We start from the raw sequence: 14609 nt of genomic DNA, 5'->3' as shown, positions 1-14609 counted from the left end.
AAGGAATGGATAGAATGCAGAATAAGGGAAAGTACTATATAACTACAGCAATCGCGTATACATCGGGTAAGCCTCATATCGGAAACAGTTATGAGATCGTCCTTGCAGATGCTATAGCAAGATATAAGAGAAGAGACGGATTTGACGTGCATTTTCAGACAGGATCTGATGAGCACGGTCAGAAGATAGAGACAAGAGCTATCGAAGCAGGATGCAATTCCCCTAAAGAGTTCGTTGACGGAGTTTCAGATACTATCAAAGGCCTTTGGAACCTCATGGATACATCTTATGACAGATTTATCCGTACAACAGATGAAGACCACGTTAAGCAGGTTCAGAAGATCTTTAAGAGATTCTACGATCAGGGAGATATCTACAAGGGATCTTACAAGGGAATGTACTGTACAGAGTGTGAGGCCTTCTATACAGAGGGACAGCTCGTTGACGGTAAGTGTCCCGAGTGTGGCGGCGAAGTTCATCCTGCAGAAGAAGAAGCTTACTTCTTCAAAATGAGTAAATATGCTGATAGACTTATTGAGCACATCAACACACATCCTGAATTCATTCAGCCTGTTTCCAGAAAGAATGAGATGATGAACAACTTCCTTCTTCCCGGACTTCAGGATCTGTGCGTATCAAGAACATCATTTAAGTGGGGAATTCCCGTAGACTTTGATGATAAGCATGTTGTATATGTGTGGCTTGATGCACTTTCAAACTATATAACAGGTATCGGATACGATGCAGAGGGCAACAGCTCAGAAGAGTACAAGAAGTGGTGGCCTGCAGATCTTCATCTTATCGGAAAAGATATTATTCGCTTCCATACAATTTATTGGCCTATTTTCCTTATGGCACTCGGAGAGCCTCTTCCTAAGCAGATCTTTGGACATCCATGGCTCTTGCAGGGTGGCGAGAAGATGAGTAAGTCAAAAGGAAACGTTATTTACGCCGATGACCTTGTAAGCTTATTCGGAGTCGATCCCGTAAGATACTTCGTTCTTCATGAGATGCCTTTTGAGAACGACGGTGTTATCACATGGGACCTTCTCGTTGAGAGATTTAATTCAGACCTCGCCAACACGCTCGGTAACCTTGTAAACCGTACTATCGCAATGAGTAACAAATATCTTGGCGGAGTATTGGCCGATAAGGGTGTAAAAGAGGCTGTTGACGATGACCTTAAGGCAGTTGTTACAGGCTGCTACGATAAGGTTGAAGCAAAGATGGACGAGCTTCGTGTTGCAGATGCACTTACAGAGATCTTTACACTCTTTAAGAGATGCAACAAATATATAGATGAGACTGAGCCTTGGATCCTCGGAAAGGATGAGAGCAAGAAGGACAGACTTTCAACTGTTCTGTATAACCTTGTTGAGGCTATCTCAATCGGTGCGGCTCTTCTTGATCCGTTTATGCCTGAGACTGCTGCTAAGATCAAGAAGCAGATCAATGCGGCTGACAGAGATTTTGATACTCTTAATAAGTTCGGATTGTACAAGAACGGAACAAAGGTTTCAGAGAATCCTGAAATGCTTTTTGCCCGCAAGGATCTCAAGGATGTTCTTGAGAAAGCTGCAGAGATAACAAAGAAGCAGAAGGCTGAGTATGAAGAAGCACAGAGAAAGGCTGCAGAGAACCTTGCAAAAGCAGGTCTTGCTCCCGCTCCTGCAAAAACAGCAGGTGATGCTGACGAAGCAGTTATCGATATTCCTGCAAAGGATGAGATTACATACGAACAGTTCGGAGCTATGCAGTTCCAGGTTGGTGAGATCATAAAGTGTGAGGCGGTTGCAAAATCCAAAAAGCTTCTTTGCTCACAGGTTAAGATCGGAAGCCAGGTAAAGCAGATCGTATCAGGTATCAGAAAATATTATTCTCCTGAGGAGATGGTAGGCAAGAAGGTAATGGTACTTGTAAACCTTAAGCCCGCAAAACTTGCAGGCGTTATGTCGGAAGGAATGCTCCTTTGCGCAGAGGATGCGGAAGGCAATCTTGCACTTATGACACCTGAAAAAACAATGCCTTCAGGAGCAGAAATCTGTTGATAATTTAATGGGTTTTCGTGTTATCATGTATATATAGACGAAAAGCCATATACGTTGGGAGGGATTTCTTATGGTACGTAAAGAGGAACTGACTTACAAATCACGTGACAGACAGACCATGCTTAACGCAGTAAGATGGATTCCCGAGGGACAGCCGATTGCAATTCTCCAGGTTATTCATGGCATGCAGGAATATACCGACCGCTATGATGAATATGCCCGTTTTATGGCAGAGAACGGCATAATGGTTATAGGTAATGATAATCTGGGCCATGGTAAGTCGGTTAATCCACCCGGCAGTATCTACGGATATTTTTGCAAGAACGATCCCGCAACGGTTTTGGTGCGCGATGCGCATAGATTAAAGAAGATGACACAGGAAGAATTTCCGGGAGTTCCGGTATTTATCCTTGGTCACAGCTTTGGTTCATTTATAGCCAGAGAGTATATGACACGATACGGAACAGGAATAAAAGGTGCGATAATTCAGGGAACAGCGTACACGACAAGAGGTACACTCGGTGCGATGAATTTCTGGGTATCCCTGTTGCAGTTCTTTTTCGGTGAAAAGCATCGCTCGAAGATGATCAATGATATGGCCTTCAAGGGATATCTGAGGAAAATTGAGAAACCTGCCACGCCTTTTGACTGGTTATCACATAACGAAGAGAGTATAAAAAAATATATCGCAGATCCTGCGTGTAACTTTATCTTTACACTTAATGGATTTAAGACAATGGCTGAGCTGTTAAAGAGAATACAGGATGAGGACAGGATGGAAGATATTCCGAAGACTCTTCCGGTGCTTATAACCGGCGGAAGCGAAGATCCTGTGTGTGGCTATGGAGAGGCACTCAAGAGACTTTGCGATATTTACAGGCTTCAATTACAGATGAAGAATGTTGATATAAAGATTTATGACGGATTCCGCCATGAACTTCAACAGGAAATCGGAAGAGAAAAAGTATTTGCAGATCAGTTAGATTGGATCAAGAAAGTGTTGAGCAGTGATAATTGATACATCAAAAGTGATCGTTAGATGTGCATATAATTCTGATTGGGAAGGGGCGATGAAACTTGCGTGGGAAACTTTCGCTAAGTTTGACGCCCCTGATTATTCAGCAGAGGGTATAGGTAATTTTCGTAACTTTGTGACGGATGAGAATCTTCACAAGATGTTTGTAGCCGGGCATTATCAGTTGTTTGTTGCGGTATATGGCAATAAATGTCTGGGAATGCTTACAATAAGGGAAAAATCACACATATCGCTATTGTTTGTTGATGGGGACTACCATTACAATGGAATTGGTAGTGCCCTTATTAAATTTGTTTCTGATTATGTTTTGACTGAAGAGGGCATAGACAAACTCACAGTCAATGCATCACCGTATGCGATCGATTTTTATCACAGACTGGGATTTAGAGACACGCATAAAGAGACGGTTGCCGACGGAATAAAATTCACACCGATGGAATTGAGGTTATGAAAAATGGGAAAATTTTTTAGCTTAGACAGCCCCTTTGTGGCTGGACTTACAAGACTTGCCGATGTTATGTGGCTCAACATATTAACATTATTATTTGCTGTTCCGCTTATGATCGAGCAGGTTATGATCTTGGGACCGGCTGTTTCACCGCTTATGACAGAGGGTGGACAGTTTAGTTATGATGTTTTTGTAGCAGCGGTTATGTGGGCGTGGATAATAGGAATTCCGTTGTCTGCAATATGTGGCCCTGCCTGCACTGCTATGCATTATGTTCTTTTGAAGATGGTCAGAGAAGAAGACAGCTATGTGACGAAGACATTCTTTAAATCTTTTAAGGAAAACTTTAAACAGGGAATAGTTCTTCAGGTTATAAAGTTTTTTGTGGGAGGAATGCTTATTCTTGATTTCCTTATCCTCAGAAGCAGAGGCGGATTCTACAGATATGTTGTTTTTGCAATGTTCGTCTTTTTGTATATGGTGGGACTCTATGTTTTCCCGCTCCAGTCAAAATTTGAAAACACTATTGTGAAGACGATAAAGAATGCATTCATATTGACGATAATTGCGCTCCCAAGATCTTTGGGAATGGCGTTTGTTTCGCTTCTTCCGATTCTTCTTGCTTATTTCTTTGACATGAAATTTATTCCCATTTATGTACTTGTGGGAATAGCAGGCCCTGCATATCTTTGCGCGGTTCTTTATAATCCTACTTTCAAGAGATTCGAGCCCAAAGAAGAAGAGGTCTCCGAAGAAGAGGAGATGAATGCCGCTATCAGAAAACTCGACGAGCTTGATGAAGAAGAAAAAGGTGAATAATTAGCAAGTTGCATATAGATGTTTAAAATTATTCGTCAACATTACGGAATTGGGAATGTATTTTGAGGTCAATGAGCACATTGGCCAATGTATTATAAAAATTTTGTGAAATTAGTGAATAGTAAATAAAGTGTGCCAAAGCTATACTAAGTTCTATCATAAGCTATGTAATGAATTAGGAGGAATTTAAGGTTATGGCAAGTTTATCACTTGAGAATGTATGCAAAGTATATCCCAATAAGTTTGAAGCTGTTAAAAACTTCAACCTTCAGATTGAGGATAAAGAATTTATTATTTTCGTAGGACCTTCAGGATGCGGAAAGTCAACAACTCTTCGTATGATTGCAGGACTTGAGGATATCACATCAGGTACTCTTAAGATCGGTGACAGAGTAGTTAATGATGTAGAGCCTAAGGACAGAGATATTGCGATGGTATTCCAGAACTACGCTCTGTATCCTCACATGACAGTATATGATAACATGGCATTCGGACTTAAGCTTAGAAAGGTTCCGAAGCCTGAAATAGATAAGATGGTTAAAGAGGCAGCTAAGATCCTTGATCTTGACAAGCTCCTTGATCGTAAGCCTAAGGCTCTTTCCGGTGGACAGAGACAGCGTGTTGCTATGGGACGTGCTATCGTTCGTAATCCTAAGGTATTCCTTATGGACGAGCCTCTTTCAAACCTTGATGCTAAGCTCCGTGTACAGATGAGAACAGAGATCGCTAAGCTTCACCAGAGACTTGGCACAACAATCATCTACGTTACACATGACCAGACAGAGGCTATGACTCTTGGTACAAGAATCGTAGTTATGAAGGACGGTCTCATTCAGCAGGTTGACACACCTCAGAACCTCTATGAGAAGCCCGCTAACCTCTTCGTTGCAGGATTCATGGGATCACCTCAGATGAACTTCATCGATGCTGAAGTTGTAGTTTCAGGTGACACAGCAAGCCTCAGAGTAGCAGATCAGCTCATCGAGCTTCCTCCTGCAAAGGCTAAGAAGGTTATCGAGGGTGGTTACGCAGGAAAGACTGTAACATTCGGTATCCGTCCTGAGGATGTTGATGATTCAGAGGTAGTTGTTAGCACATCTAAGGCTGTATTTGAGTCAACAATCAACGTATACGAGCTTCTTGGTGCAGAAGTTTATCTGTACTTTGATCTTGATCAGTTCCCTATCACTGCAAGAGTTGATTCTCGTACAACAGCAAGACCCGGCGATAAGGTTAAATTCGCATTTGATGTTGAGAAGATTCACATCTTCGACAAAGAGACAGAAGAGACAATCACAAACTAATATTGTGAATATACTATTAAGGAGCCATGCAAACGCATGGCTCCTTTTGTGATATACTTAAGGTAGTTTCTTTTGAAAGGAGAAAGCATGATTTCAACGCAGACGATAAAAGGAAGTATAAGTGAACTTGGAGCTATAACCAAAGTAGAATTATGTGTTATGGATCTGGGCGGAGAAGTTGTGGCGTCTACAAGTGATCTTGGATTTTCCGATATTTCCATAATTACAAGTTTTGCTTCATCACCCGTGGATTCACAGGTGATAGGTGACATCCATCTTTTTAAGGTTATGGACGATGGAGATCCCTTGTATATTCTGCTTTCAAAAGGCGACAATGAGCAGGCATATATGGTGGGAAAGATTGCGGTGAGCCAGCTTCAGGCTCTTGTTCTTGCTTACAAAGAAAGATTTGACAGGAATAATTTTTTCCAGAATCTGCTTCTTGATAATATGCTGATGATCGATGTGTATAACAGGGCAAGGAAACTCAAGATTGAAGTGACGGCGCCCAGAACTATAATCTTGGTTCAAACGGGACGAACAAAAGATAACAGCGCAAGAGAGCTTTTGTCCAGCATGTTTTCGTCTACGTCAGGTGACTATGTAACTGCAGTTGATGAGAACAGCATTATCATAGTAAAGTCACTTGGAAAAAATGAGTCATATGATGACATAAACCAAGTGGCAACAACTATAGTGGATATGATGAATACAGAGGCTCTTTTAAATGTAAGAGTTGCGTACGGAACTATAGTTGAAGAGATACGCGATCTCAGTAAATCATTCAAAGAAGCAAAGATGGCGCTCGAAGTCGGAAGAATCTTCAATGCTGAGTGCAGGGCAAACGGATATAATACGCTCGGAATAGGAAGACTTATATATCAGCTTCCCGAGAGCCTTTGTAAGATGTTTATAGATGAGATTTTTGAGGATAAGGAAGTACCCAGTAATCTAGATGAAGAGACTTTGAATACTATTTCGAAGTTTTTTGAGAATAACCTCAATGTGTCTGAGACTTCAAGACAGCTTTTTGTGCATAGAAATACTCTTGTGTACAGGATTGAGAAGCTTGAAAAGAGCTGTGGACTTGATGTGAGAAAATTCGATGATGCGCTTACCTTCAAGATCGCACTCATGGTCCTTAATTACATGAAATATCTTAAGGAAAGAGAATAAAAAGAAAGCGGTCCTGTGAGGGATACATGCACGTTGACTTCCGACGCAGCGCAGGCGACCTTACAACACATGAAAGGTTCTGCTTAGTGCTGCTTCGTTCCCGACCTGACACGGTTCGCAGATTTTCATTGCATAAGACCCACGCTTGTACAAAAGGACTGCTACATGCACCCTTCACAAGACCGCTTTGATTACTATACTTTTTTTTGACCGTAATGTCAATTTGTTATTGCTGGATAAGATCCTTAAGGGTGTAGCTGTCGATATATTTGTTTACAACTTCATCCAGCCCTTTCCAGAAGTTAACAGAATTGCATGAATCGGTTCTGGGGCACATAACTCCGTTTTCATATGCGACGCATTCAACGGGCGTGAGATTTCCTTCAACTGTTCTGAGTACGTCGCCGATATTATATTCCTCGGAGGGCTTGGAAAGGCGGTATCCGCCGTTACTTCCGCGCATGCTGTTGAGGTATCCCGCTTTATTTAAGGTCGAAACAATTTGTTCCAGATATTTGATAGGTATGTTTTGTCTCTGAGAAATGTCTTTAAGTGAAATGAAATTGTCGTTACCGAAGCTGGCAAGATCTATCATTACTCTCAAAGCGTATCTTCCCTTTGTGGATATTCGCATAAAAAACCCCTTTTTATAGATAATTTGGTATAATATAGTGATATAATGTAGAATTGCAAAAATGACTTAAGTCATGAAGTAATTCGTATATCATATATTAACAGAATTACTACCATTTCGCTAGGAAAGAAGTATATTTATGAAAATGCAGCCAAAATCCGCAGGTGTGAACATGGAAAACTGCACTGAGGATGAGCTTAAAGATATCAAGTACATGAGAGCAGCCATTAATCAGGCGAAGAAAGCATTTGCTCTGGGAGAAGTTCCGATAGGATGCGTAATAGTTTATGAAGACAAGATAATCGGACGAGGATATAACAGGCGCAACACAGACAAAACACCGCTCGCGCATGCGGAAATAACTGCTATACGCAAGGCGGGAAAGGTGATAAAAGATTGGAGACTTGAGGGATGTAAGTTGTATGTTACTTTGGAGCCGTGTCAGATGTGCGCGGGAGCCATAGTGCAGGCAAGAATACCCGAAGTCGTTATGGCAGCGGAGAATCCCAAGGCGGGATGCGCCGGATCGGTTATGAATATTTTGAACAATCCGGATTTCAATCATCAGGTTGTTGTGAAAAAAGGCGTATTGGAAGAGGAATGCAGTAAACTGCTGAAAGATTTTTTTATAGAGCTGAGAGCAAGAAATAAAGCTGAGAAAGAGCAGAAAGGAAATCTTTAAGTGAAAAGGAAGATTCTCGCGCTGGTTATGACAGCGGTAATGACAATTAGTACAGTAGGCTGTGGAAACAGCAGAAAAGTGGTTTCGGACTTTCAATACCGTAATATAGATGTTTCAGGTCCTCCGGTTACAATTACTTATCTGACTATAGGTGATAAGCCTATAAACGGAATGACAGAGAAGGTTCTGGACAGACTTAACGAGCTTCTTTTAAAGAAGGTAAATGCGAAGCTGGATATCTATTATATTGGCTGGAACGATTATCTTGAAAACTATAACAAGACGCTTAGTTTGGGAAACGTTAATGTAGATCTAATCGCTGCGGGAAGCGACTGGCTTGATGCATGGCCTAACGCGGCTAAGGGATATTTTTTGCCCCTTTCTGAAGATATGCTAAGGACATATTGCCCGCAGACATATAAATATGTGTCATCCATGGACTGGGATTGCTGCACTTATGACGGAAAGATATATTTTATTCCGGAAAATGAGTATACCCAGTGGATAAACTATGGTTTTGTTTACAGATTGGATGATGTAAAAAATGTAGAGAAAGCCAAGAGTAACGACCTCGGGAGAGATTTCAACATCGGTGAGATACAGGATTGGGATACTCTTGATGAATTTTTTACACTCTATAGAGAACAGAATCCGGAGAAGCTTTTCTGGGATGCTGATGGAAAAGAAACAAAGCAGGCTCTTGGATATATCATGTCCGAAAGTAATTATATTCCTATATATGAGCTTGGCGACTACGGAGTATGGGGCATTTTTAAGAATGCGCAGAGCCAGATAGTTTCACCTTATATGTCGGGTAATTATCTTATTAACTATGCCAAGATCATGAAGAAATGGAATGAGATGGGCGTATGGAGAAGTGATTTTTCGGATTACAAGGATAACTATGAGGCTTTCTATAACGGAGATACCTCGGTTGTTCTTGCGACTACAGAGGACTATTACACTACGATAAAACCTAATATGGAAATTTATCAGCCTGAGGCAAAGCTTAAGTTCTTCTGGTTTGGAAAAGAAAACCTGTTAAAGACAAGTATTTTGCACGGAGCAATGGCAATTTCATCAAAGTCAAAGAACCCTGAGAGAGCTCTTATGGTGTACGACATTTTAAGAAATGATGTGGAGTGCTACAGACTTATAAGATACGGAATTGAAGGCGTGCAGTACCAGATAAATCCCAAAGACATGCTTGAGAGACCCAACGGATATAATGACGAAAAAGATGGAATAACAACCAACTTCTGGTGGGGAAGAAGAGATTCCTATGAAAAAGCAGACTCGAACTATGCCTGGGATGATTATAACGAACTTAAGTCAGAGTATAACAAGATTGCAATAGACTATCCTTGGGACAGATATCGATTTATGACGACCAATATTAACAATACGATAGAAGAAGTCACCAAGGTATGCGATAAATATATTCCTGAGATCACGTATGGCAGATATGAAGGAACGCCGGAGGCTGAGGTCAATGAATTCAGGACAGCTCTACAGGCCGCGGGAGTAGATGAGGTAAAAACATATCTGCAGAATATTTATGATGCCGATAAGGATAAGAACGGACATTAATAAATATCATACAAAGAAGACGAAAACTATGATAAAATAACGCCTGTAAATTGTATACATGTATAGCGTAGTAAAAATGGGTAGGAGGAATGGTAATGGTAACAACACTTGAACATGGGTGTTATCTCATAAACGGTAACACTGTAGTGCCTGATAATGCAGAGGCTGCAGCGGTTCTCGCATCTAACGGTGTATCAGAGGATGCGGCAAAGAGTGCGAAAGAGAACACAATAGCATACGGAATCCTTAAAGAGCATAATACTTCCGGAAACATGGAAAAGTTATGCGTTAAGTTTGATAAACTTACTTCACATGACATTACATATGTCGGAATCATTCAGACAGCAAGGGCGTCGGGACTTGAGAAATTCCCTATTCCCTATGTACTTACAAACTGTCACAATTCACTTTGTGCGGTTGGCGGAACAATTAACGAAGACGATCATGTATTTGGTCTTACAGCAGCTCAGAAGTATGGCGGAATCTATGTACCCCCTCATCAGGCGGTTATCCACCAGTTCGCAAGAGAGATGCTCGCAGCAGGCGGAAGCATGATCCTTGGATCTGATTCACATACAAGATATGGTGCGCTCGGAACAATGGCTATCGGAGAGGGTGGCCCCGAGCTTGTTAAGCAGCTTCTTGGACAAACTTATGATGTTGATATGCCGGGAGTTGTAGCAATTTATCTTGAGGGTGAGCCTAAGAAGGGCGTAGGACCTCAGGACGTTGCACTTGCAATCATCGGAGAAGTATTCGGAAGCGGCTACGTAAAGAATAAAGTAATGGAATTTGTCGGACCCGGTGTTGAGAAGCTCAGTGCTGATTTCAGGATCGGTGTTGACGTTATGACAACAGAGACAACATGTCTTTCATCAATCTGGCAGACAGACGATACGATCAAAGAATTCTATGAGATCCACGGAAGAGTCGGTGATTACAAAGAACTTAAGCCCGGAAAGGTTGCTTATTATGACGGTCTTGTTAAGGTTGACCTCAGCTCGATCAATCCTATGATTGCTATGCCTTTCCATCCAAGTAACGTATATGAGATCGCAGAGGTTAATCGCAATGCTGCCGATATTCTTGCAGATGTTGAGAAGAGAGCAAGAGTAAGCTTTGGCGACAGCATTGAGTATTCACTTCAGGATAAGCTCAAAGACGGTAAGTTCATTGTTGAGCAGGGAATAATCGCAGGTTGCGCAGGCGGTGGATTTGAGAACATTTGCGCAGCAGCAGATATCCTTAAGGGACACTATATCGGAAACGACAGATTTACACTCAGTGTATATCCTGCGTCAACACCTATCTTTATGGAAGTTGTTAAGAACGGCGCAGCTGCTGCAATTCTTGAGACAGGAGCAATCCTTAAGACAGCATTCTGCGGACCTTGCTTCGGCGCAGGTGATACTCCCGCAAACAATGCGTTCAGTATCAGACATTCGACAAGAAACTTCCCTAACCGTGAAGGTTCTAAGGTTCAGAACGGCCAGGTTGCTTCAGTTGCACTTATGGATGCAAGATCTATCGCAGCGACAGCAGCTAATCAGGGTGTTCTTACACCTGCAACAGAGTATGACGGAGAACTCAAGAAATACAAGTATCACTTTGACAGTGAGATCTATAAGAACCGTGTATTTGATTCACACGGAGTTGCAGATCCTTCCGTTGAGCTTCAGCTTGGCCCCAACATCAAGGATTGGCCTAAGATGTCAGAACTTCCTGAGAACATGGTACTCAGAGTTGTATCAGAGATTCATGATCCTGTAACAACAACTGATGAGCTCATCCCTTCAGGAGAGACTTCATCTTACAGATCAAATCCTCTCGGACTTGCTGAGTTTACATTGTCAAGAAAAGATCCTGCATATGTAGGACTTGCAAAAGAAGTGCGTGCAGCACAGGATGCTCTTGTAGAGGGCAAAGATCCCATTGCGGCATGGGGCGAGCTTAAGGGCGTAATGGATGTGATCGGTAAGAAGTTCAGCGGTGTTAATAATGACAACGTTGGATTCGGATCAACAATCTTTGCTGTAAAGCCGGGTGACGGATCAGCCAGAGAGCAGGCTGCGTCATGTCAGAAGGTTCTTGGCGGATGGGCTAACATCGCCAATGAATACGCAACAAAGAGATATCGTTCAAACCTTATTAACTGGGGTATGCTTCCTTTTGTTATTGAAGAGGGTGAACTTCCTTTCAAGAACAAAGACTACATCTTCCTTCCCGGAATCAGAGATGCGGTTAAGAATAAGGATGAAGTTATTAAGGCATATGCTGTTGCAGGGGACAGCATGACTGAGTTTGAACTTAAGCTTGGTAATCTCACCGATGATGAAAGACAGATAATTCTTGACGGTTGCCTTATAAACTACAACAGAGTTAAATAAAAGGGACTGGTATTGGTATGTTTTCTGTTATGAGGCGGAAAAACAGAATAATTGCGGCAGTGCTGACACTGTCGCTTATTGGAAGCGTCGCAGGCTGCGGCGCTTCTTCTGCTGAAAAACAGGTTGATATGGTCGAGGCAGGTTCAAAAGGCCCGGAAACTACAGGTAGCGGTGATTACAGCGTTCCTAATCAGATTCCGAGCGTCCTTGCCGACCAGGTCGGATATAAAACAGACTCGGTTAAAACAGTCATTTTACACGGAAAGAAGCTCCCAAAGACATTCAGTATAAAGGAGCTTGGAACAAAAGAAGAAAAATATACGGGAGATGTGGTCAAGTCTGTCTATAACGAAGAGACAAAAGAATTTACCGGCATAGGATACTTTACCGATCTGAAGGAAGAAGGAACCTATTATGCCTGCGCGGATATAATAGGAGAATCATATTCTTTTACCGTATCGGAAGATGTGTATGCGAACGTATTTAACGAGGCGTGCAAAAAATATTACATTAACAGGTGCGGAATGTCATTGTCCGAAGAATATGCGGGAGAAAATGCGCACAGTGCCTGCCACACGACACCTGCACATCTTCAGGAACATCCTGAAACAGAGATAGATGTTACGGGCGGATGGCACATGGACGAGCAGGCTGACAGAGATACGACGGTCGGATGTAAGGTTGCGGAGAATCTTCTTCTTGCTTATGAGATGAACGAAGCGGCTTTTACTGATGAAGCGGGAATCCCTGAGAGCGGAAACGGTATACCTGATATTCTTGATGAGGTTAGGTATGAAGTTGAATGGCTTTTAAAGATGCAGGATGCAAAGACCGGAGGAGAGTACGGTGCGGCGCTTACCGACAGCTCGGGTGGCGGAGATGTAATGACATACCCTGTCACAGTTACACCGGTTTCTATGGATGCGACGATAAATTTTGCGTCAGTGCTTGCCAAATTCAGCTATATCTATCAGAAGTATGACGGCGAATTTGCGACAACATGCCTTAAAGCGGCGGACAGAGCGTGGAGTTGCTATTTTAACAACCAGAAGGCGCAGGACAATACCACGGTATTTAAGGCTGCGGCAGAACTATACAGAGCAACGGGAAACTCAGGGTACGGGACAGTTCTTGAGGATTACTTTGTCAGAACTAATTTTGATCAGATTTTCAATACGGATGAGAATATACTGATCGGTTCGGTGACATATCTTTCTACAAGTCAGCAGGTTGACGTTACAAGATGTGAGTACCTTATGAAGCTTCTAATGAAGCGTTCTGAGGATATTGCGCAGAAGGCAGGACAATCGGCCTATCTGGTGACAAAAACCGATGAGAAGGCTTTTAATGAGCTTTTGGATGATATGAGATGTCTTACCATAACCGACCATATAATATATAACCATGAGTACACTACGATCATAGAGAATCATGCGCATTTTTTGATGGGGATGAATCCGGGAGCCGTTAACTACGTTACGGATGCAACGGAGAGGACTTATGCAGATGAAGCCGGAGTCGGAATCCTAAACGATCCGCAGGCGGATGCGCTGTTAGTATTTATGCTCAGTGTGCTTGAGAAAAAGGGAGAGGAATAGCACTTCGATATAGAGCATTTTTTGCAATGTTTTTGCAAACTGTGGGATTTGCATGGGCAGAATCATGGTGCTATAGTTAACCAAATGAATGTTAATATAAATGGACTAAATATAAACTACATAGATGAAGGAACGGGGCCTTTACTTGTTATGCTTCACGGATGGGGCTCCAACATAGATCTTTTTGCGGGGGTTATTAATTTTGCAAAAAGAGGTTATCATGTTGTTGCAATGGATATGCCCGGCTTTGGAAAAAGTGATGAGCCCAAAGAGCCCATGAGTGTTGAGGATTTCATGAACTTCGTGATCGATTTTATAAAGACTCTTTATCCCGATGATAAAGAAGTGATCTTCCTCGGTCATTCCATGGGCGGAAGGATAATAATAAAACTTGCTTCAGGAATAAATGAGGGCAAGCTTTCTCCGGGATTTACGATTCCAAAGATCGTACTTACAGATTCAGCCGGAGTTATTCCCGTTAAGACCAAGGCTCAGTTAAAGAGGTCAAGAAGATACAAGTTCTATAAGAATTTCATCACAAAGAGCGGCCTGCTTAAGCTTGATCCGAAAGCACTTGATAAGCTTCAGAAGAAGTTTGGAAGTGCGGATTATGCGGCGGCATCTCCTGTAATGAGAAAGAGCCTTGTAATGGCGGTAAATGAGGATATGGTTCCGAGCATGCCGTCGGTTACGCAGCCGGTTCTTCTTATCTGGGGTGATAAGGATACGGCGACACCGTTGTCTGACGGACAGAAGATGGAAGAGCTTATGCCTGAGGCGGGACTTGCGGTTATAGAGGGAGCAGGCCATTACTCATTTCTTGATAATCTCTATGTATATAACAAGATTCTGGGAAGCTTTCTTGGAATCAAGAATTAAGGAGAGGG

At 42.2% G+C, this 14609-nt stretch carries 12 protein-coding genes and 1 other RNA gene; 11 read left to right on the top strand and 2 right to left on the bottom strand.

Going from position 1 to position 14609, the window contains the following annotated elements:
• The first annotated feature begins 14 nt into the window (after window positions 1-14).
• The 6 genes from metG (at window position 15) to BM398_RS04685 (ending at window position 6831) form a co-directional block, all read left to right on the top strand.
• Window positions 15-2048 (top strand): methionine--tRNA ligase, encoded by a 2034-nt coding sequence (metG, locus tag BM398_RS04710; protein WP_026668115.1) that lies wholly within the window; start codon window positions 15-17, stop codon window positions 2046-2048.
• Window positions 2049-2118: 70 nt separating this feature from the next.
• A complete protein-coding gene (locus BM398_RS04705) occupies window positions 2119-3066 on the top strand; it encodes an alpha/beta fold hydrolase (RefSeq protein ID WP_092336647.1) in 948 nt (315 codons plus the stop codon).
• A gap of 52 nt (window positions 3067-3118) precedes the next feature.
• On the top strand, window positions 3119-3535 hold the full coding sequence (locus BM398_RS04700; protein ID WP_092336646.1) for a GNAT family N-acetyltransferase: 417 nt from the start codon (window positions 3119-3121) through the stop codon (window positions 3533-3535).
• A 3-nt stretch (window positions 3536-3538) separates the two neighbouring features.
• Window positions 3539-4351 carry a YesL family protein gene (locus tag BM398_RS04695; RefSeq protein ID WP_092336645.1) on the top strand — a complete coding sequence of 271 codons (813 nt, stop codon included), beginning with the start codon at window positions 3539-3541 and terminating at the stop codon, window positions 4349-4351.
• A gap of 194 nt (window positions 4352-4545) precedes the next feature.
• Window positions 4546-5655, top strand: a complete 1110-nt coding sequence (locus tag BM398_RS04690) for an ABC transporter ATP-binding protein (RefSeq protein ID WP_026656417.1) — start codon at window positions 4546-4548, stop codon at window positions 5653-5655.
• Window positions 5656-5742: 87 nt separating this feature from the next.
• Window positions 5743-6831 (top strand): PucR family transcriptional regulator, encoded by a 1089-nt coding sequence (locus BM398_RS04685; protein WP_092336644.1) that lies wholly within the window; start codon window positions 5743-5745, stop codon window positions 6829-6831.
• A gap of 45 nt (window positions 6832-6876) precedes the next feature.
• On the opposite strand, the gene ffs is transcribed toward BM398_RS04685, so the two are convergent.
• Window positions 6877-6976, bottom strand: an RNA gene (ffs, locus tag BM398_RS17645) — signal recognition particle sRNA small type.
• Between the two features lie 81 nt (window positions 6977-7057).
• Window positions 7058-7465 (bottom strand): RrF2 family transcriptional regulator, encoded by a 408-nt coding sequence (locus tag BM398_RS04675; RefSeq protein ID WP_092336643.1) that lies wholly within the window; start codon window positions 7463-7465, stop codon window positions 7058-7060.
• A 145-nt stretch (window positions 7466-7610) separates the two neighbouring features.
• Here BM398_RS04675 and tadA point away from each other — a divergent pair, with 145 nt between their 5' ends.
• The 5 genes from tadA to BM398_RS04650 all read left to right on the top strand — a co-directional run bounded on the left by tadA (window position 7611) and on the right by BM398_RS04650 (window position 14601).
• Window positions 7611-8147 carry a tRNA adenosine(34) deaminase TadA gene (gene tadA, locus BM398_RS04670; RefSeq protein WP_442857303.1) on the top strand — a complete coding sequence of 179 codons (537 nt, stop codon included), beginning with the start codon at window positions 7611-7613 and terminating at the stop codon, window positions 8145-8147.
• The gene (locus BM398_RS04665; protein ID WP_092336642.1) at window positions 8148-9737 is read left to right on the top strand and encodes an extracellular solute-binding protein; all 1590 of its coding nucleotides are present in this window, start codon (window positions 8148-8150) and stop codon (window positions 9735-9737) included. It begins immediately after the preceding gene.
• 95 nt (window positions 9738-9832) lie between these two features.
• Entirely contained in the window at window positions 9833-12124 is a 2292-nt protein-coding gene (locus BM398_RS04660) for a hydratase (protein WP_092336641.1), read from the top strand.
• A 17-nt stretch (window positions 12125-12141) separates the two neighbouring features.
• Window positions 12142-13722, top strand: a complete 1581-nt coding sequence (locus BM398_RS04655; RefSeq protein WP_092336640.1) for a glycoside hydrolase family 9 protein — start codon at window positions 12142-12144, stop codon at window positions 13720-13722.
• A gap of 84 nt (window positions 13723-13806) precedes the next feature.
• Window positions 13807-14601 (top strand): alpha/beta fold hydrolase, encoded by a 795-nt coding sequence (locus tag BM398_RS04650; protein WP_092336639.1) that lies wholly within the window; start codon window positions 13807-13809, stop codon window positions 14599-14601.
• The last annotated feature ends 8 nt before the right edge of the window (window positions 14602-14609 follow it).

It is taken from the genome of Butyrivibrio sp. M55 (genome assembly GCF_900116865.1).
Taxonomy (GTDB): domain Bacteria; phylum Bacillota; class Clostridia; order Lachnospirales; family Lachnospiraceae; genus Butyrivibrio.
This window is presented reverse-complemented; position numbering and strand designations above follow the sequence as displayed.